16 protein-coding genes are annotated in these 19,901 nt (G+C 69.9%); 3 read left to right on the top strand and 13 right to left on the bottom strand.

Annotated features, from left to right (window positions below):
- Window positions 1–25: 25 nt before the first annotated feature.
- Genes H0B56_RS09145 through H0B56_RS09135 form a run of 3 tightly spaced genes read right to left on the bottom strand, consistent with a single transcriptional unit; the run spans window position 26 to window position 4,839 of the window.
- Window positions 26–2,755: a bifunctional acetate--CoA ligase family protein/GNAT family N-acetyltransferase gene (locus H0B56_RS09145; protein WP_180892560.1), complete on the bottom strand. Its 2,730-nt coding sequence runs from the start codon at window positions 2,753–2,755 to the stop codon at window positions 26–28.
- 38 nt (window positions 2,756–2,793) lie between these two features.
- Window positions 2,794–3,966 carry an acetoin utilization protein AcuC gene (locus H0B56_RS09140; protein WP_180892559.1) on the bottom strand — a complete coding sequence of 391 codons (1,173 nt, stop codon included), beginning with the start codon at window positions 3,964–3,966 and terminating at the stop codon, window positions 2,794–2,796.
- A 30-nt stretch (window positions 3,967–3,996) separates the two neighbouring features.
- Window positions 3,997–4,839, bottom strand: coding sequence for a sulfurtransferase (locus H0B56_RS09135; protein ID WP_180892558.1), 843 nt, complete (start codon window positions 4,837–4,839; stop codon window positions 3,997–3,999).
- Between the two features lie 210 nt (window positions 4,840–5,049).
- On the opposite strand from H0B56_RS09135, the gene H0B56_RS09130 reads away from it, so the two are divergent.
- Together H0B56_RS09130 and galE are read left to right on the top strand one after the other, a co-directional pair.
- Complete coding sequence (locus tag H0B56_RS09130) at window positions 5,050–5,745, top strand: iron-dependent transcriptional repressor DtxR (protein ID WP_180892557.1); 696 nt, start codon at window positions 5,050–5,052, stop codon at window positions 5,743–5,745.
- Between the two features lie 18 nt (window positions 5,746–5,763).
- Window positions 5,764–6,774 (top strand): UDP-glucose 4-epimerase GalE, encoded by a 1,011-nt coding sequence (gene galE, locus H0B56_RS09125; RefSeq protein ID WP_180892556.1) that lies wholly within the window; start codon window positions 5,764–5,766, stop codon window positions 6,772–6,774.
- 22 nt (window positions 6,775–6,796) lie between these two features.
- Here galE and H0B56_RS09120 read toward each other — a convergent pair whose 3' ends face one another.
- The 5 genes from H0B56_RS09120 to H0B56_RS09100 form a co-directional block, all read right to left on the bottom strand.
- Window positions 6,797–7,921, bottom strand: coding sequence for a DUF4192 domain-containing protein (locus tag H0B56_RS09120; RefSeq protein ID WP_180892555.1), 1,125 nt, complete (start codon window positions 7,919–7,921; stop codon window positions 6,797–6,799).
- A 119-nt stretch (window positions 7,922–8,040) separates the two neighbouring features.
- Complete coding sequence (locus H0B56_RS09115; RefSeq protein WP_180892554.1) at window positions 8,041–8,469, bottom strand: CBS domain-containing protein; 429 nt, start codon at window positions 8,467–8,469, stop codon at window positions 8,041–8,043.
- Window positions 8,470–8,693: 224 nt separating this feature from the next.
- A complete protein-coding gene (locus H0B56_RS09110) occupies window positions 8,694–11,621 on the bottom strand; it encodes a vitamin B12-dependent ribonucleotide reductase (protein WP_180892553.1) in 2,928 nt (975 codons plus the stop codon).
- Window positions 11,622–11,713: 92 nt separating this feature from the next.
- On the bottom strand, window positions 11,714–12,247 hold the full coding sequence (gene nrdR / locus H0B56_RS09105) for a transcriptional regulator NrdR (protein ID WP_180892552.1): 534 nt from the start codon (window positions 12,245–12,247) through the stop codon (window positions 11,714–11,716).
- Window positions 12,248–12,533: 286 nt separating this feature from the next.
- A complete protein-coding gene (locus H0B56_RS09100) occupies window positions 12,534–12,788 on the bottom strand; it encodes a LysM peptidoglycan-binding domain-containing protein (protein ID WP_180892551.1) in 255 nt (84 codons plus the stop codon).
- A 1,057-nt stretch (window positions 12,789–13,845) separates the two neighbouring features.
- Here H0B56_RS09100 and lexA point away from each other — a divergent pair.
- Window positions 13,846–14,544: a transcriptional repressor LexA gene (gene lexA, locus H0B56_RS09095; protein WP_343063853.1), complete on the top strand. Its 699-nt coding sequence runs from the start codon at window positions 13,846–13,848 to the stop codon at window positions 14,542–14,544.
- A gap of 101 nt (window positions 14,545–14,645) precedes the next feature.
- On the opposite strand, the gene H0B56_RS09090 is transcribed toward lexA, so the two are convergent.
- The 5 genes from H0B56_RS09090 to H0B56_RS09070 all read right to left on the bottom strand — a co-directional run bounded on the left by H0B56_RS09090 (window position 14,646) and on the right by H0B56_RS09070 (window position 19,890).
- Window positions 14,646–15,734 (bottom strand): esterase-like activity of phytase family protein, encoded by a 1,089-nt coding sequence (locus tag H0B56_RS09090; protein ID WP_246361012.1) that lies wholly within the window; start codon window positions 15,732–15,734, stop codon window positions 14,646–14,648.
- Window positions 15,735–15,764: 30 nt separating this feature from the next.
- On the bottom strand, window positions 15,765–17,246 hold the full coding sequence (hflX, locus tag H0B56_RS09085) for a GTPase HflX (RefSeq protein ID WP_180892550.1): 1,482 nt from the start codon (window positions 17,244–17,246) through the stop codon (window positions 15,765–15,767).
- Between the two features lie 135 nt (window positions 17,247–17,381).
- The gene (dapF, locus tag H0B56_RS09080) at window positions 17,382–18,236 is read right to left on the bottom strand and encodes a diaminopimelate epimerase (RefSeq protein ID WP_180892549.1); all 855 of its coding nucleotides are present in this window, start codon (window positions 18,234–18,236) and stop codon (window positions 17,382–17,384) included.
- 2 nt (window positions 18,237–18,238) lie between these two features.
- On the bottom strand, window positions 18,239–19,138 hold the full coding sequence (gene miaA / locus H0B56_RS09075) for a tRNA (adenosine(37)-N6)-dimethylallyltransferase MiaA (protein WP_180892926.1): 900 nt from the start codon (window positions 19,136–19,138) through the stop codon (window positions 18,239–18,241).
- Between the two features lie 5 nt (window positions 19,139–19,143).
- On the bottom strand, window positions 19,144–19,890 hold the full coding sequence (locus H0B56_RS09070; protein ID WP_180892548.1) for a class III extradiol ring-cleavage dioxygenase family protein: 747 nt from the start codon (window positions 19,888–19,890) through the stop codon (window positions 19,144–19,146).
- Window positions 19,891–19,901: the final 11 nt, after the last annotated feature.

Raw genomic sequence — 19,901 nt, 5'->3', positions numbered from 1 at the left:
GCGGACGGTTGTCCGTGCCGATCGATCATTCCGCGGGCACGTCGATCGGGCGGAGCTGACGCGGGCCGCTGTCCGGGCGGGACGGGGGCTCGCCGATCTTCATCCGGGCGCCGACCACGGTGGCGCCCTCGCTCGTCGCGATCACCGGGTCCAGCTCGAGGACACGGATCTCCGGGACATCCTCCGCCAGCGCGGACACCCGCAGGACCAGCTCGGACAGCGCCTCGAGGTCGGCGGACGGGCCACCGCGGTACCCGGTGAGCAACGCCGACGTACGCGGTTCCCGCACCAGGTCCGAGGCATCGACATCGCTCAACGGGACGGCACGGTAGGCGCGGTCGCCGATCAGCTCTCCCAGGCTGCCGGACAGGCCGAACGACACGAGCGTGCCGAACGACGGGTCGTCCTGCAGCCCGACGGCGCACGAGCTCCCGCGTGGGGCCATTCGCTGCACGTAGACCTCCGGGTTGTCGGCCAGCTCCCAGAGGTCACGGTAGGCCGTCCGCACCGCGTCGGCGGTGTAGAGATCGAGCCGGGTGCCGGAGAAGTCCGGGCTCCTGCGCAACCGGTCCACCACCGACTTCAGCGCGACCGGGAAGCCAAGCGACTCGGCGGCCCGCACCGCCGCGTCCGCGGACGGCACACGTTCGTAGTCGACGAGCTCGATGCCGTAGCAGGCCAGCAGCTCGATGCACATCGCGTCCGGCAACCAACCCGCGCGCCCCGGCGCGCCCTCCGGGCCATCGTCCAGCGCATCGCGCACCAGCTGCTGGGCCCGCTGGGGATGCAGCTCCGCCGGCCTGGCGAACGACCCGGTCGGTCTGGCTCGCCAGGCCGCGTAGCGCACCGCGCGCGCGAGGGCGGACACCGCGCGCTCCGGGCTCGGGTACGACGGGACCGATCCCCGTGTCGGGGCCCCGTCCGCTCCGTACACGGCCAGCTCCGCTGGGATGCCTTCCACGGCGAGGAACGTCGAGACGATGGGTATCTGGTCGTGCGGAGCCACTTCGGCCACGGCTTCCCGGACCGCGCGGGCGTAGTGCGTGCCCGGGATCGCCAGCGGCGGCACGAACACCACCACGAGCGCGTCGGTCTCCGGGCTGTGTAGCGCCTCCCGCACCGCGTGGGCGAATTCGTCCGGCCCGGCTTGCGGGCCGACATCGACCGGCTCCCCCACCAGGGTCAGGCCGTACTCGAACGCCGTGTCCGCAGCCAGCGCACCGATCGCCGATGAGTTACCGACGATAGCCACCCGCGAACCTTCCGGCAGGGGCTGGTGCGCGAGCACGAGAGCCGTATCGAACAGCTGGTCCAGCGACTCCACGCGGATGACACCGGCCTGCTCGAACAGCGCCTGCACGCTCGCGTCGTCGACATCGGCCGAGGTGGCGGCGAGCTCGGGACGCACGACCCGCCGCCCGGACCGCACCGCCACGATCGGCTTGCGCCGTGCAAGGCGCCGCGCAAGCCGCGCGAACTTGCGCGGGTTGCCGAAGGACTCGAGGTAGAGCAGCACCGTCTCGGTGTCCGGGTCCGTCTCCCAGTACTGCAGCAGATCGTTACCGGAGACGTCCGCGCGGTTGCCTGCCGAGACGAACGTGGAGATTCCCAGCCCTCGCTTCTCCGCGTCATCGAGGATCGCGATCCCCAGAGCGCCGGACTGGCAGAAGAAGCCGGTGTTCCCTCTCGGTGGCAGGCGCGGTGCCAGCGTCGCGTTCAGTCGCACGTCCGGGTGCGTGTTGAGCACTCCCAGCGCGTTGGGGCCCACCACGCGCATTCCGTGCGCGCGTGCCTCGCCCACGACGCACAGCTCCGCGTGCATACCGTGCGGCCCGGCCTCGGCGAATCCGGACGAGACGATCACCAGCGTCTTGACGCCCTTCTCCAGGGCGCCGTCCAACACGTCATCGACCTTGTCGGCGGGTACGGCAACCACGGCCAGATCGACGTCGTCGGGAATGTCCACGACGGAGGGGTAGGTCAGTACCCCTCGGACCGAGTTGTGCTCCGGGTTCACCGGGTAGACGGTGCCGGAGAAGTCGGCGCCCAGCAGGTTGCTCAGCACCGCGTAGCCGATCTTCGAACGGTCCGAGGACGCTCCGATCAGCGCGACCGAGCGTGGGTGCAGGATGTTCTGCACGCTACGTGCCTCGGCCGCCTGCTCGCGGGACCTCGCCACCGCCAGGGACTCCTCGGTGGGGTCGATGTCGAACTCGAGGTGAATGCTGCCCTCGGCCAGCTCCCTGGTGATCTCGTATCCGGCGTCCCGGAACACCCGCACCATGGCAGCGTTCTCGCTGAGCACCTCGGCGGCGAACCGCTCGATACCGCATTCGGCCGCCGCCGCGGCGAGATGCTCGAGCAGGATCGAGCCCAGTCCCCTGCCCTGGTGGGCGTCATCGACGACGAACGCGACCTCGGCCAGCGGCCCTCCTTCCAGGCGCTCGTACCGGCCGACAGCGACGATCTCGGCCCCGAGCACGGCCACGAACGCCACCCGGTCGTGGTGATCGACGACGGTGAAGCGGTTCAGGTCACGGGGCGGGATGCGCGGGTAGGCACCGAAGTAGCGGAAGTACCGGGTCCGCTCGGAGAGCCTGCTGTGCAGCGCCACGATGCGATCGGCATCATCGGGCACGATGGGACGCAGCCGTACGGTACCCCCGTCGGAGAGCACGACGTCCGCCTCCCAGCGCCGGGGGTAGTCGAATGCCTCCCGTCGCGCATCCCCGGCCGAGTCGTCCTGCGCCGTCATCTCAGCCACCCCTCTCGCCGCAGAGCTTGTCCCTGGTCTCAGTCACGAGGGTCGTTGGGGTCCAGCCCGTGCAGTGGGTAGACCGCCTTGCGCGTCTCCCGGATAGCCGTATCGACGGGTTCCTCACTCATGCCGTCCCACGGGGTGAACTCGGCCGGAGCACCGTCACCCATGGTCACCGGAAGGTCGGTGTTCGGCGCAGCCTCACCGACCGAGGCCATCCAGATCGGCGGGACCGGCGTATGCGGGTCGATGTCCCGATCGAGCACGGTGGCCATCAGGTGCGTCCACGACCGGGGGACGACCCGCACCAGCTGATACCCGCCACCACCCACGGCCAGCCACATCCCGTCGGCGTACTGCTCGGCGAGGCTGCGCAGTTCCTGGTAGATCCGGCGGTGCCCGTCCACCGTCAGCGCCAGCTCCGCCAGCGGGTCCTCGTCGTGCGAGTCCACACCGCACTGGGTGAGCAGCACCTGCGGGCGGAACTCCTCGAGCAGTCCGGGGACGATCGCGTGAAAGGCACGCAGCCAGCCGGAGTCCGGCGTGCGCGGGGGCAGGGCGACATTCACCGAGCGACCCTCGGCTCCGCTGCCGCCGACATCACCGGGAAAGCCGGTTCCGGGGAACAACGTCATCGGATGCTGGTGCAACGAGATCGTCAGCACCCGCGGGTCGTCGTAGAACGCGGCCTGCACACCATCGCCGTGATGCACGTCGGTGTCGATGTAGGCGATGCGGTCGAAACCGTTGTCGAGCAACCACGAGATCGCCACCGAGCAGTCGTTGTAGACGCAGAACCCCGATGCGTGGTCGTGCATCGCATGGTGCAGGCCACCCGCGATGTTCACGGCACGTTTGGCCCGGCCTTCGGCCAGCTGCCGCGCGGCGAGCAGCGTCGACCCGACGACGAGCGAGGCCGCGGAGTGCATGTTCGCGAACACCGGCGTGTCGCCGGTTCCCAGACCGTGGCCCACGTCGAAGCCGGCCTCGGGGGCACGTTTGACCGCGTCCACATAGTTCGCGGTGTGCGCGCGCACGAGGTCACGCTCTTCGGCTTCCTCCGGGACCAGCAGCGACACCCCGTCGAGCACGCCCAGCTCACGTGCGAGGCGGACGGCCAGGTCGAGCCGCACCGGGTTGAACGGATGACCCGCCCCGAAGTCATAGGACAGCAGGGAGGAATGCCACACGACCGCTGGTGAGTGCATCGTCCTACCCTATCCACTCGCACGAGATCATCAACCTGGTTCCTCGCCGGTGGCGGCAGGCCGCCGCGGGTCACGGCTCCAGTGCGACCAGGACCCGGTATACAGCCCGGCGTGCTGCGCGAAACCGGCCACTTCCAGCGCGAGCACGGCCGCGCTCGCGGTGATCCCCGAGCCACAGTAGGCACCGACCGGCGCGTCCGAGCGCACGCCGAGCCCGACGAAGTGCCTCGCGAGATCATCGGGGTCGCGCCAGCGCTGCCGCGCGTCGGTGTGCGCGGTGAACGGGGCGTTGATCGCTCCCGGTATGTGCCCGGCCCGTGGGTCCACCGGCTCGGTGTACCCGCCGTAGCGTTCCGGAACGCGGGCATCGAGGAGGGTGCCGGCACGCGCGCACCGGGCTGCCTCGTCGGCGTCGAGTACCGGCATGCCACCAGGTCGCACCTCGATGTCCCCCTCGGGTGGGTCCGGAACCGTGGTCGTCACCGGGCGCTCCTCGGCCACCCATGCCGCGTAGCCGCCGTCCAGCACGGCCACCTCGGTATGCCCAGCCCAGCGCAGCAGCCACCACGCCCTGGCCGCCACCGAACCGTCCGCGTCGTCATAGGCGACCACCGCTCGATCGCCGGTAACCCCGGCCGCGCGCAGCGTCCGTTCCAGCTCGGCTGGCTCCGGCAACGGGTGCCTGCCTGCCTCCCCCGGCGCGGCCGCGAGCTCGGAATCGACGTCGACGAACACCGCACCGGGCAGATGCCCCTCGGCGTACGACTCCGCACCCGGCGGGCCCGCCAGCCGCCAGCGCACGTCCAGGACCACGGGCGGGGCAGGCCCCTCGAGCATCGCCGCGAGCTTCTCGGTGCTGATCAGTGGGCCCATACGCACATTCTGCCCGAGGAGGTCGCTGCGCTGAGTACCCACGCGCGCACGTGCCACGGCGCGCGCCCACCGCGCATTCACCCACGCGCGCACGTGCCCCCGCGCACGGTAGCTACGATGAAGTCGTTGGCGAATGATAGGGATTCATACGCGCCGATCGCGCGCCCGACCCCTTCCCACGACCGTGCACGGCCCGACTAAGGACAAACAGTGAACGATCTCATCGACACCACGGAGATGTATCTGCGCACCATCTTCGAGCTGGAGGAAGAGGGTGTCGTGCCGTTGAGGGCGCGGATCGCGGAGCGACTCGACCAGAGCGGTCCCACCGTGAGTCAGACGGTCGCGCGGATGGAACGCGACAACCTCGTGGTGGTGGCCGGAGATCGTCATCTCGAGCTGACCGACCACGGGCGCGAGCTCGCCATCGCCGTGATGCGCAAGCACCGGCTGGCCGAGCTGCTACTCGTGGACGTGATCGGGTTGGAATGGGAGCACGTGCACAACGAGGCGTGCCGGTGGGAGCACGTGATGAGCGAGGCCGTCGAGCACAAGCTGGTGCGGCTACTCGACAACCCCACCACCTCGCCGTACGGCAACCCGATCCCCGGCTTGGACAAGCTCGGTGCGGGCGACCCGGCTCCACCGGCCGAGTCCAATCTGGTGCGCCTCGACGACCTGGCCCGCGCCGGCGGCGGCACGGTCACCATCAAGAGGATCGCCGAGCACGTGCAGATGGACGAGGACCTGATGACGACCCTGCGGTCGGTCGGGATGTCACCCGGAGCCACGGTACAGATCGCGCGGGCCACCGGCGCCGATTCCAAGATCACGATCAGCGGTGGCGGCGAGTCGGTCGACGTGCCCGCCGACGTGCTCCACGCGATCCTCGCGACAGTGCAGTAGCCGGGCTGGCACAGCGGTATGGCGGCTGGCAACCACTCCCCTGCGGGCAAGTTCCTGGTGACCGGCGGGGCAGGCTACGTCGGCAGTGTGTGCGCCGCACGTCTGCTCGAGGAGGGTCACGACGTCACGGTCGTCGACGACCTGTCCACCGGACACCGGGACGCCGTTCCCCCAGGGGCGCGTTTCGTGCACGGCGACGCGGCGGAGGTTGCCCGCTCCCTGCTCGCGGAGGGGTTCGACGGCGTGCTGCACTTCGCGGCCAAGTCCCTGGTCGCCGAGTCCGTGGCCGAGCCCGCTTCGTACTGGCACGGCAACGTCACGACGTCGCTACGACTGCTCGACGCGATGTGCTGGCACGGCACCCCGCGGCTGGTGTTCTCCTCGACGGCGGCCACCTACGGGAACCCGGACCGCACGCCCATCCCCGAGTCGGCACCGACGGAACCGACCAACACCTACGGGTTCACCAAGCTCGCCATCGACCACGCCATCACCACGTATGCCCAGGCGCACGGGCTGGCCGCGGTGAGCCTGCGCTACTTCAACGTAGCGGGCGCCCACCGGTACTGGGGGGAACGCCACAGCGTCGAGACCCACCTCATCCCGATCGTGCTGCAGGTGGCCGCGGGAGAGCGCGACCGGGTTCAGATCTACGGCGACGACTACCCGACGGAGGACGGCACCGCGGTACGCGACTACATCCATGTTGCCGACCTTGCCGACGCGCACCTGCGGGCACTGCACCACGTGGCCGCAGGGGAACACCGCATCTACAACCTCGGCAACGGTGCCGGGTTCTCCGTGCGGGAGGTGATCGAGACCTGCCGCGAGGTCACCGGGCAGCACATACCGAGTGTGACGGCCGCGCGCCGGCAGGGCGACCCGGCGGTGCTGGTCGCCGCCGGTGAGCGGGCGCGCACCGAGCTCGGGTGGAAGCCGGAACGGCCGAACCTCGGCGACATCGTCAACGACGCGTGGGCGTTCGCCCGCGACGGCCACACCGCGTACGCGCGTTCCCGCACGGACTAGCCGCCCCGCTGTGCTCGTCGTCCTACCGAGGCTCCTGCGGGGGCTCCTGCAGAGGCTCCTGTAGGTCCGGCCCCACGTGCGGAAGCAACCGGTCGAGCTCACTCCGGTCGCGGGCGATCCGCCGGATGGTGCGTGGCTCGATGCCCCCGCCGAGCGCCCGCATCAGCAGTGCGGCCAGCACATGCGCGGGATCCGTGTCGAGCGCTACCTCCAGCGCCATCCTGGCCAGCGCCCCCTCCCCGCTCGCGTAGGCCGCGTAACCCGCGAGAGCGGCGGCCTGCGCCCGTTCCGGAGCCGGTAGCGTCCTGCACAGCAGCTGCCACAACCGCGCGGCAGCACACGCGAGCTCCCGGCGTTCCGGCGCGGCGGCGGCCAGGAACGAGTCCCGCACGTCACGGTCGGACAGCGCGAGCGCGAGCTCGGTCAGCTCGTCGTCGGTGAAGGTGAGGTCCCCGCCCAGCGACCTGCCCAGCGCGTCGGCCACGACGGCCCGGGCATGCTCGGACGAGCACGGTTCTGTCCGAGTGGCCCTTCTGGCGCGGATGCGTTCGGCGATAGCCTCGGCCCGGGCGCGTCCCCGCGAGCTGCTGTCCGGCTCCACGAGCTCCCGGAGATCCTCCCTGCTCCGGAACGTCACCAGGCCGGACTCGACAGCGCGAGCGGCTGCCACGGTGCTCTCCGGCTCCGGAAGGACCCCACCGAGCCGCGCGTCCTGGTAGCTGCGCCAGCCGACGCCGCCCGCGATACGTGGCGCCCACACCGCGGCGGCATGGTCGATACCGCGCTCACGCAGCTCACGACCGATCGCCTCGACCAGTGCCCGCCACGGCGGGTCGTGCCGCTCGGCGTCGCGGCCACCGGTGAGCTCACCGAGGACGGCGGTCGTCACCGATACGGCGCGCGATCGCGAGACCGATGCGGCCAACTGGCGGGCCAGCGCTCGTTCGTCACCTGCGGCCGGCAGGTCAGCGCGGATGACGGGACCGTACTTGCGGCTGCCCGGATGGATGTCGACGAGCAGGACCACCGACTCCGCGGGCCAGAATCCCAGGATCTGCGGCAGCGAAGCGAGCAGCTCCGCGATGCCTCGCACGCGGACGACGGGTCGCTTGGCGGAGGTGTCCGCCGATTCCGATTCGTTGGTCATACCCCCACGGTGCGCGGCGCGACCCACGCGGTGCGGCGGTCAGCCGAATCGGTGGACGGATACGGCCGGTGTGCACAATCGCTGGAGACAGGGTCCGGCCACGTTCGCCCCGCGGACCATCAACCCTGCACGATGTAGGCCTCGAGCTGCTCCTTGGTGTGTTGAAGCTCGTCCATCCTGCTTTTGACCACGTCACCGATGCTGACGATGCCGCTGAGCTCACCGTTGCTGATCACCGGGACGTGCCTGATCCGGCGAGTCGTCATGACCTGCGTGAGATCGTCGACGGTGTCCTCGGGGGTGCAGGTGGCGACCATGGACGTCATGATCTCCGAGACCGGGGCGTCGAGCAGTGCGGCGCCGCGCTCGTGCATTCGGCGGACGACATCCCGCTCCGACACGATGCCGACCACGCCCTCCTCGCCGAGCACGACCATGGCGCCGATGTTGTGTCGGGCGAGCACGGAGAGCAACTCGGAGACCGCGGTATCCGGGCTGATGGTGGCGACTTCGTGTCCCTTGGCGCGGAGCACATCGGCGATACGCATCGAGTTCCTTCCCTCGCGTGACGGGCCTCACAGCAGCACCCTGTAGAGTAACCCGCTCATCGACGCCCGCGGAAGACACCGGAGGGTTAACCTACCGGCCGGTAGCCCATATGGAGCAGATCTACCGGCCGGTAACCCATGCGATCCGTGCCACACGTTGGGGGCGAGCGGGCCGGCAGTCCGGTCCGCTCGCCCCAACGGCACATGTCCGCGCTACGCGCCGGTCAGCTGCAGCCGGAGGTCGCTCCGCAGCCCTCGCAGGCGTAGCACGACCCGGCGGGGCGCATCTTGGTCCCGCAGGTCATGCAGAGCGGTGCGTCCGCTGCCTTGCCGAGCCGGGCCTCCAGCAGCTCGGTCGTGGTGTGCGCCTCCGGAGTCTGCTGGTCGTCGTCCATGGATGATGCCGACGCGGCGGGTTCCTCGCCGGACTCACGCGCCCCGCTGTCGATCGTGTTGGCGTCGACGCTGCTGCGCAGGGCGTCCATATCGACGTCGTCCTCGGACGAACCCGACTCGCCGTACTGCTCGGCCACCGCGGCGGTTCGCTCGGCCGCGGTGAAGATGCCGAGCTGCTCCCGCTTCTCGTACGGCAGGTAGTCCAGCGCCAGCCTGCGGAACAGGTAGTCGAGCACGCTGGTCGCGATCCGGATGTCCGGGTCGTCGGTCATTCCCGCCGGCTCGAAACGCAAGTTCTGGAACTTGCTCACGTAGAACTCCAGCGGGATGCCGTACTGCAGCCCGACCGAGATCGACATCGAGAAGGCGTCCATCACACCGGCCAGCGTGGACCCCTGCTTGCCGAGCTTGACGAAGATCTCGCCGAGACCGTCGTCCGGGTACTCGCCCGCGTGGAGGTAGCCCTCCGCGCCGCCGACCGTGAACGACACCGTCTGACTCGGACGCTTCTTCGGAAGCCGCTTGCGGACCGGCCGGTATTCCACCACCGGCTCCTGCTGCGCGGCGCCGTCAACGGCGGCATCCTCCCGGTTCTTCGCCTCGTCCTTGGCGGCGTCGCTGTTGCCTGTGGACAGCGGCTGGCCGACCTTGCAGTTGTCCCGGTAGATCGCCAGCGCCTTCAAGCCGAGCTGCCAGCCCTGGTAGTAGATCTCCTCGACGTCCTCGACCGTCGCTTCCTCGGGCATGTTCACCGTCTTGGAGATCGCGCCGGACAGGAACGGCTGGACGGCGGCCATCATCCGCACATGCCCCATCGGGGAGATCGCCCGCTCACCGATAGCGCAGTCGAACACCGGGTAGTGCTCCGCCCGCAGCCCGGGTGCGTCGATCACGTGGCCGTGCTCGGCGATGTACTCCACGATCGCCTCGGCCTGCTCCTCCTGGTATCCCAGCGAGTGCAGGGCACGCGGGATCGACCGGTTGACGATCTGCATGGATCCACCACCGACCAGCTTCTTGAACTTCACCAGCGAGAAGTCGGGCTCCACGCCGGTGGTGTCGCAGTCCATCATGAAGCCGATCGTTCCGGTGGGCGCGAGCACGCTGGCCTGCGAGTTGCGCCAGCCGTGCTGCACACCCAGCTCGATGCCGCGCTGCCACTCGGCGGTGGCCACGCGCCGCACGGCGACGTCGTTGCTGTCCCTGGCACGGATGGCGTCATTGGCGGCGGCGTGCTTACGCATCACCCGCTGGTGCGCCTCGCTGTTGCGCGCGTAGCCCTCGTACGGACCGACGACTCCGGCCAGCTCAGCCGAACGGCGGTAGGACACCGCGGTCATCAGCGAGGTGATCCCCGCGGCCAACGCCCGGCCGTCCTCCGAGTCGTAAGCGTGCCCCGTCGCCATCAGCAACGCACCGAGGTTCGCGTACCCGATCCCGAGCTGCCGGTACTTGCGCGTGGTGTCGCCGATGGCCTCGGTGGGAAAGTCCGCGAAGCAGATCGAGATGTCCATGGCGGTGATGACCAGCTCCACCGCCTTGACGAACAGCTCCGCGTTGAACGTGCCGTCCTCGGAAAGGAACTTCATCAGGTTGAGCGAGGCCAGGTTGCAGCTCGAGTTGTCCAGATGCATGTACTCCGAACACGGGTTGGACGCCGTGATCCGTCCCGACTCCGGGCAGGTGTGCCAGTCGTTGATGGTGTCGTCGTACTGCAATCCGGGGTCGGCGCACTCCCACGCCGCCTGCGCCATCGAGCGGAACAGCGAGCCGGCATCGGTCTCGTCGATCACCTCACCGGTGGTGCGGGCACGCAGCCCGAACTTCGTGCGCGACGACACAGCCTGCATGAACTCATCGGAGACCCGAACGGAGTTGTTCGCGTTCTGGTACTGGACCGAGCTGATGTCGGTGCCACCCAGGTCCATGTCGAAACCCGCGTCGCGCAGCGCGCGGATCTTGTGCTCCTCCCTCGACTTGGTGTGCACGAACTCCTCGATATCCGGGTGGTCGACATCGAGCACGACCATCTTCGCGGCGCGGCGAGTGGCGCCGCCGGACTTGATCGTCCCCGCCGAGGCGTCCGCGCCCCGCATGAACGACACCGGACCGGATGCGGTTCCGCCGGAGTGCAGCAGCTCCTGGGACGAACGGATGCGCGACAGGTTCAGGCCGGCCCCCGAGCCGCCCTTGAAGATCAGGCCTTCCTCGCGGTACCAGTTCAGGATCGACTCCATCGTGTCGTCGACCGACAGGATGAAGCACGCCGAAACCTGCTGGCTGGAGGCCGTTCCGACGTTGAACCACACGGGCGAGTTGAAGCTGAAGTACTGGTGCAGCAACATCCAGGTGAGCTCGTGCGCGAAGACCTCGGCGTCGGCGTCGGTCGTGAAGTAACCGTGCTCGATCCCCGCGTCGGTGTAGGCCTTGACCACCCTGTCGATCAGCTGACGGAGACTGTTCTCCCGCTCCGCGGTGCCCTGCGCACCCCGGAAGTACTTGCTCACCACGATGTTGGTGGCGTTCATCGACCAGAAGTCGGGGAACTCGACACCGCGCTGCTCGAAGTTCACCGTGCCGTCCCGCCAGTTCGTCATCACGACATCGCGGCGTTCCCAGGTGACCTCGTCGTACGGATGCACGCCCTCGGTGGTGAATACGCGCTCCACCCGGAGTCCGCGGCCTTCCCCCTTCGCTGAGCCCTTGCCCTTGGCGGACCGGCCCGACTTCGCTGCGACTCCCACGGTCTCCGTCATCACTTCTCCCTCACTCCGGCGTCCGGACGCTCCGTCCCGACACCTCTCACGAACTTTGCGAACTGTCTCGTCCTGGTTTGCTGCGATCCCGCTCAGTCGGCACGCTCGCCCGCGTCGGCCGCATCAGCGGTATCGGCGGTATCGGCGGTATCGGCGACCTCGGCGGCACCGCCGGTTCCCCCGATGGCCTCCCGCAACCCCGCGATCTCCTTCTCGAAGTCCTCGATCGAGGAGAAGGCGCGGTAGACGCTGGCGAACCGGAGGTAGGCCACGCTGTCGAGGTCCCGGAGCGGCCCCAGGATCGCCAGGCCGACCTCATGGCTCGGTATCTCCGCGGCGCCTGCCGACCGGATCGACTCCTCGACCCGGTGCGCCAGCTGCTGGATATCGTCCTCGTCGACCGGACGCCCCTGGCACGCGCGCCGCACGCCGGTCACGACCTTGTCCCTGCTGAACTGCTCGGTAACCCCCGACTTCTTCACCACGGCGAGCACCATGGTCTCGGAGGTCGTGAACCGCCGTCCGCACGCCGAGCACGATCGGCGGCGCCTGATCGCCTGTCCCTCGTCCACCTCACGCGAGTCGACCACCCTGGAGTCGGCGTTCCTGCAGAACGGGCACCGCACTGCGTAACACCTGCCTCTCACCGCATGGTCGCCGACCACCGGCGCGCCACCCGAACCCGGGCGGCACCCACCGTGTGGACCCGACACGAGCGCTCAGTGGACATACCCCACCGCGCTTGTGAACGTCTACCTTCCAGTGTACCCCAACCTGTGGAGCAACTACATCAGTGTAACTACTACATGTTGGGGTCGACGATAGGTCGGTTCGGAATGCCCCGCAACCGACCCGACAGGGTGATACTTCCCGGGGGCGTCCGGCCGCCGTGACCGCGTCGCCCCGGGAACCCTACTCCGGAGCCTGCACCGGCACGGTCAACACCGACCCCGCCGCGACGCCCGCACCACCCTCGAGCTCGTTCAGCCGGTGAATGCGTTCCACGACCGCGCGCGGGTCGCTGTCCGGAGCGTGCTGCCGGGCGAGATCCCACAGCGACTCGCCGTCGGACACGGTAACCACTCCGGTCCGATCCGGCACCTCGTGCGACACGGCCCCGGCCAAGCCGCCGAGCGCGAGACCGAGCACGATCACGACAGCACACACCGCGACACCCACGACCCCCAGGAGGACCCACGACTCCCGCGAACTCTTACCCTCTCGCGGGATCAGGCACGCCGTCGGCCGTAGTCCCGGCCGAGCCGCCCGGCGCCGCGGGCCCGGCACGGATCGCCGCACATCGATCCCGCGGTCACGCCGTGACCTTCCCCGGGGCTCACCGGCCCGAACTACCGTACCGGCGTCACACCCGGCGACATCCGCGCTGACGTCCGGACCGGGCGCTCGCCCGACACCCTCGCTGCCCGCCAGTACCGGCATCGCGGACCCTCCTCGTCGCCTCGTTCGCGGTATTCGCCATCGGCTGCCCGGCAACTCGCCCGCGGACCCCGTCAGCCGGACGCTCCAGCGGTTCACCTCAGGTCGAACACCCGTTCTATCGAACGTCTGAGCGACTTTGTACCACGCCCTCCCGACAAAATCGAGAGCCCTGGACATTCCGAAATCGTCGATCCCGCATCGAACAGGCGGACGAGCAGAACCGATCGACGCCACTCACCTGCAATCCGGCACGCGGCGACGGCGAGCGAGCCGCGCGGCCCACCGGCGTGTCGCACCCGCCGGGCACCCCGCACACCAGGCATCCTGGCCAGCGGATGCACCCGGCACTGACCCGGGGCGACCCGGCGCTGACCGGGGGCTGCGGAGTGCCAGCGGTGTACCGGCCGTGTCCGGGTCGTGTCCGGGCCGGTCGCCGCGCGAGGCGACGCACGGATCGCACCTGCGGCAGTCCCGGTGACCTGCCCGGAATCCGCACAAGACGCTCGGCGTGTCGCTCGAACAGTTGTTTGAAGTCACCCGCCGTACGCGCTAGGTTTGACACAGCGACCAACCGGTCGTCACAGCTAGCAGTCGGTAACACGGACAACGCATTGGTCCGCCCTTGACGTACTCGGTCCCGTTCGGGCAGCACAAGTGGACGGCAAGTGGGCGGCGGCAGGACCCTGATGGAGGCAACGCGGTGGCACGGGACATCACGAACGAACCCGCAGCGAGCCAAGCGGACCAGGACACGAGCCGGTCCACGGCAAGCGACGGGGCGGATATCGAGGACAATGTGCGCCCGTTCCCGCCTGCGGACGAGCGCGGCGATCTCACCATCCGGCAGGGTCAGATCCTGGAGGTCATCCGCTCCTGGGTGAAGCGGCTCGGCTACCCGCCCAGCGTGCGCGAGATCGGGGACGCCGTCGGGCTGACGTCCACGTCGTCGGTCGCTCACCAGCTCCAGGCATTGCAACGCAAGGGCTACCTCCGCAGGGACCCCAACCGCCCGCGCGCTGTCGGTGTGTTTCCCGCCGATGTGGACCCGAGTGAGCTCGATGCGCCCCCGGACGCCGACGAGTCCGGCCTGGCGGGTGAGTCATCTCCCAAACCCGCCTATGTCCCCCTCGTCGGCCGGATCGCCGCGGGTGGCCCGGTGCTCGCCGAGGAGTCGGTCGAGGATGTCTTCCCGCTGCCCCGCGAGATCGTCGGCGAAGGCGAGCTGTTCCTGCTCAGTGTCAAGGGTGACTCGATGGTCGACGCCGCCATCACCGACGGCGACTGGGTCGTCGTCCGCAAGCAGCCCAGCGCCGAGAACGGCGACATCGTCGCCGCCATGATCGAAGGAGAGGCGACCGTCAAGACGTTCAAGATGTCCGACGGTCATGTCTGGCTGTTGCCGCACAACGACGCCTACGAACCCATCCTCGGTGACGAGTCCACTGTGCTCGGCAAGGTCGTGGCCGTACTCCGCAGGCTCTGAGCCGCGGCCGGTACGCCGCGCGCGTGGCTCAGCCGCCCTGCACACGGCCACTCATGGCCCGCTGCCGGGCAGCCGCCCTCCGGGCGGTCCCGCAGGCGGGCTCACGACCGAGTCGACCTATGCCGACGGCGTGCCCAGGCCAGGACCACGGCCAGGACCACAGCAGCCGCTGTAGCCGACACAGCAGGTACGGCTGTCCCCCAGTCGCGGTTCTCGCTCTCGCCATCCACCGGGGTGTCGCTCCCGGAGCCCGGCTCCGCAGGATCCTCCCGCCCGCTCGGCGGTGTACCCGGCCGCTCCGATGCGCGGTGCTGCCGCGCCAGCGCGGCAGCACCCTCCACGGCACGGACCGGCTGACCCACTCCCTCACTCGTGGACAGCATCGTGCCGTCCGGCTCGACGGCCACGGCCTCACCCTGCGGTTCGCCGGGCAGCGGGATCCGCACCGGTTCCCGCTGCAGCGCGGCGACCACGTCGCGGTCCGGCGCGGCGTACAGGTACGCGTCGGTATACGTACGCAGTACCACCACCGTGCCGTCCGCACTGGTAGCGCCTCCGGTCACGGTCAGGGTTCCCAGTGTGCCGACAGGACCGCCCTGGGTGTCCGTCGATCCGATCGCCACCGTCGCGACCTTGTCCAGTGGAGTGGGGCCGGGACTGCTCAGCTCGTCTCCGGGCCGGTATATCCCTGCGGTGCCGGTGACCGCCTTCGTGACGATATGCGGCACGCCCTCGTGGTCGAGCACGAGCGCCTCGGCATCGTGCGGGCCGTCCGGATACGTGAGCCGGTACAGGGTCGCGTCGCCGTCCGGGGTGAGCTCGTGCAGTGCCACGGTGTCTCGCTGCCGCCGGTTGTCACCGGTGTCGGACAGCCACAGCGTCCCGTCCGGAGCACGAGCGAGATCCTCCACGTCGAAGGGATCGGTCCCGGCCGTGATGACGTCCCGCACCCGGCAGTCCCGTCCAAGCACGTAGATCTCGAGCCGCGTCCCGCCGTCGTTGACCGCGTACCAGTGCCTGCCGTCCGCGGCCAGCCCCGATACGGAGTGCAGCCGTTCGTCATCGATGACACACAGCGACTCGGCGCGGGGTTCGGCCGCCGCCGAGCCATGCGGCGCCAGGGCCAGCACGAGACACGCGACCAGGCACAGTGCCGTTCGTGCGGCCACCGAAAGGGGTGGCCCGGTCATTGTCTAGCCGCCCCGTCGTCCACGCAGCGGCTAGACCGCTGCCCCATTGGTGCAGAACTCGCGAAGCGCGCTCGCCAGCCCCGGATGCACCCGTGCGCTGAGCCGTGTACCGGACTCGACGTGCTCCTCGACGAGCACCTCCCCTTCGGTGTGCGCCCGAGCCACCAGCTCACCACGGGTGTACGGCACGAGAGCCTCGATCAGGACCTCCGGATGCGGGAGCTGCTCGGCGACGGCGGAAATCACGGCGTCGACACCCTCACCGGTCTGGGCCGATACCACCACGGCGTCGGGAAGCAGGTGCCCCAGCCGAGCCAGTGCCACTTCCCCCGCGACATCCGCCTTGTTGATCACGAGCAGCTCGGGAGGCAGCGGCTCGTCTCGCTCCTCGGCGATGCCACGCAGCACGTCCCGGACGGCCTGCACCTGCTCTTCCGGAGCCGCGTCCGCCCCGTCGACGACGTGCAGCAACAGGTCGGCGTCGGCAGCCTCCTCCAGGGTCGAGCGGAAGGCGTCGACCAGCTGATGCGGGAGGTGGCGCACGAATCCCACCGTGTCGGTCAGCGTGTACTCCCTGCGGTCCGGAGTCACGGCCCGCCGCGTGGTCGGATCCAGCGTGGCGAACAGCTCGTCCTGCACGAGCACCCCGGCACCGGTGATCGCGTTGAGCACGCTGGACTTGCCGGCATTGGTGTAGCCGACGATCGCGACGCTGGGCACGGCGTTGGCGATACGCCTGCCACGCTTGGTCTGCCGGATCGTGTTCATCCCGGCGATCTCGCGGCGCAGCTTCGCCACGCGCTTGCTGATCCGCCTGCGGTCGGTCTCCAGTTTCGTCTCACCGGGACCACGCAGCCCCACACCACCGGAGCCACCACCGGCACGCCCGCCGGCCTGCCGGGACAGCGCCTCACCCCAGCCCCGCAGCCGGGGGATCAGGTACTGCAGCTGGGCGAGCTCGACCTGTGCCTTGCCCTCCTTCGACCGGGCATGCTGGGCGAAGATGTCCAGGATCAGCGCCGTCCGGTCGATCACCTTGACCTTGAGCTTCTCCTCCAGCTGCCGCAGCTGCCCGGGCGCCAGCTCACCATCGGCGATGACGGTATCGGCACCCGTGGCGCGTACGGTCTCGGCGAGCTCGCGTACCTTGCCCGAACCGACGTAGGTGGCCGAATCGGGGCGGTCGCGCCGCTGGATGAACCCTTCGAGCACCGTGGAACCGGCCGTCTGGGCCAGCCGGGCCAGCTCGTTCAGGGACTCCTCCGCCTGCGCGGACGTTCCTTCCGTCCAGACCCCGACGAGTACGACGTTCTCCAGCCGCAACCGCCGGTACTCGACCTCGGTGATGTCCGACAGCTCGGTCGACAACCCGACGACCCGGCGCAGAGCCGCTCGATCCTCCAGGTCCCGCTCACCTGCGGACAGGTTTCCTCCTCGCTGCTGAGTACTCGGTACATCGGGTGCGCCACCGGCGCGGCTGTTGCCTGTCGTACGGTCTGTCGCTTCTGTCATCCTGACACCATCGTCCCACGGATCGGCTACGCTCCGCGAGTGAATACCCTCCGCCGCTGGACAGGCGCGCGACTCGGACGCCGCGAGGCGCTCCGCCGCCTCCGCGCAGCAGGCTCGCTGGGCCGAGGGGCGGTCCTAGTCAGGCGCCTGCCACCAGCCGGTGTCCAGCTCACCGCGGGCCAGCAGCACCGCAGGCCCGGTCAAGCTCGACGAGTTCGGCCCGACCGTGACCGCGACCGCACCGCCGGGTACTCGCACCGTCCGGGTGCCCTCCTGCTGCCCGGCCCCGTACACGGCCATCGCGGCCGCGGCGACGGTGCCGGTCCCGCACGCGCGGGTCTCCCCGACCCCGCGTTCGTAGACGCGCATGCTCAGCTCGTCCGGCCCGAGGTCTGAGACGAACTCGATGTTGACCCCTCCCGGGAACCGGCGCGCATCGTAGGCCGGTTCGGTGCGCAGGTCCAGCGCCGCCAGATCGCTGTCTACCCGGCACACCAGGTGGGGATTGCCGACGTCGACGGCGACGCCGGTCAGCGCGAGCCCGTCCACCGATGCCATCGACTCCCCCGTCACCCTCGCGTGGCCCATCTGCACGGTGACGGTGCCGTCGACGTTGACCCGGACCGGCCGGTCCCCTGCCCGGCTCCCGATGACGAAGTCGGCGCCGCCGTCGGCCCCGCGCGCCACCCAGCCGTCCTCGACCAGGTAGCGGGCGAACACCCGCACACCGTTGCCACACATCTCCGCGATCGAGCCGTCGGCGTTGCGGTAGTCCATGAACCACTGCGCCTCGGAGCGCGCCGACTCCGGCACCTCGTCGGCGAGCGCATCCCCGCGCACGACGCGCAGCACCCCGTCAGCGCCGAGCCCGCGCTGCCGGTCGCACAGGGCCCGCACCCGCTCGGTGGTCAGCTCCAGCGCGCCGTCCGGATCGGGCAGCAGCACGAAGTCGTTCTGCGTGCCGTGCCCCTTGAGGAATGCGATACCCACGGCTATGAGGTTACGTGTTCGAGCGCTCGCCCGGTCAGGTCGGTCCCGCGGCCGTCCAGCCAGGTGATGCGGTTGTCCCTGCGGAACCACGAGCGCTGCTTACGCACGAATCTCCGGGTCGCTCGCGCGGTGGCCTCCGCGGCAGCTCGCATGTCCCCCGCACCGTCGAGCTCGGCGAGTACCTGGCGGTAGCCCAGCGCCCTGGACGCCGTCCTGCCCTCTCGCAGGCCCCGGTCGAGCAGCTGCCGAACCTCATCGACCAGCCCAGCACGGAACATGCCTTCCACCCTGCTGTCGACACGCCTGTCCAGCTCATCGACATCGCGGTCCACCCCGATGAGGATCGTGCCGTGCCTCGGCTCCGCCGGCTCGGGAAGGTTCGCCGAGAACGGACGGCCGGTGATCTCGATGACCTCCAGCGCGCGGATGATCCGGCGCGCGTTCGACGGCAGGATCGACGCCGCCGCGGCCGGATCGCTCTCGGCGAGGCGGCGGTGCATGGCCTGCGCCCCGGCCTCCTCGGCCTCCCTCTCCAGCCGCATGCGCACACCGGGGTCGGTTCCCGGGAACCGGAGATCGTCGAGTACCGCCTGGACGTACAGCCCGGAGCCGCCGCACAGCACCGGTACCGTTCCCGCGGCGAGCAGCTCATCCATCCTGGCCCGGGCATCGCGCTGGTACGCGGCCACCGAGGCCGTCTCGGTGACCTCGAGAACGTCCAGCAGGTGATGGTCGACGCCGCGCCGCTCGCTCACCGGCATCTTGGCCGTACCGATGTCCATTCCGCGGTACAGCTGCATCGCGTCCGCGTTGATCACCGCACCGCCCACGGCGATGGCGAGCTCGACGGCGAGCTCGGACTTGCCGGTCGCTGTCGGGCCGACGACGGCGATGGGACGCATGCCGGTCACACTCGCTCCCAGATCGCCACGTGGTAGCCGACTCCGAACGGGGCGCCGGAGTACAGCATCTCGCCCCGCCACTTGCGGTCGTCCTCGGCGTCACCGACGGCCCGTGACCGCGCCATGCCTGCGGCGACCTGCCAGGGCGCGCGCCCACTCGCCCCCAGCTCCGCGGCCTCGGCCGTGTCCAGCGACCCCAGCGCCTCGACGTCCACCTCGGCGAGCGCGGCAGCCACCATCTCGTCGAAGCCCGCCGCGCGCTCGTCGGGCCCGCCAGGGGCACGCTGCCCGTGCCGGGTCGAACCGTCGCCCAACACGAGCAGGCCGATTCGCTCGGCACAGCGCCCCAGCCGCCGACCCACACGCGCGCACTCCTCCGGCGCGGAACCCGCGTCGACGACCTCGACCCGCGCTTCGGCGACTCCCGCCCTGGCGCGCAGCCATCCCGTCATCAGGACCGGCAGCGGGAGGTCGGCCGCGGCATCACCGGGCACGGCGCCGTCCCGGTCGGCCAACGACACCCGCACGTCGGCGCCGTACCCGACGAACGAACCGTGTCGCCACGGTTCGTAGTGCCCGCACGACTCCCCGTCACCGGGACCGACGGCCAGCCATGTGCCGGCGCCGCCGCGCAGCCACCGGACCGCCTCCTCGGCGGCCTCGCGTACCGCGCTGGTCTCCCGAAGTACACCGGGCACCAGCTCGGGAACGAGCAAGGGAGGTTGCGGCACAAGGGCGACACGATCGATCACGGTTACCGAGA

Source organism: Haloechinothrix aidingensis (genome assembly GCF_013450155.1).
Taxonomy (GTDB): domain Bacteria; phylum Actinomycetota; class Actinomycetes; order Mycobacteriales; family Pseudonocardiaceae; genus Haloechinothrix; species Haloechinothrix aidingensis.
The sequence above is the reverse complement of the archived record's forward strand: the minus strand, read 5'-3'. Positions and strand labels throughout refer to the sequence as shown.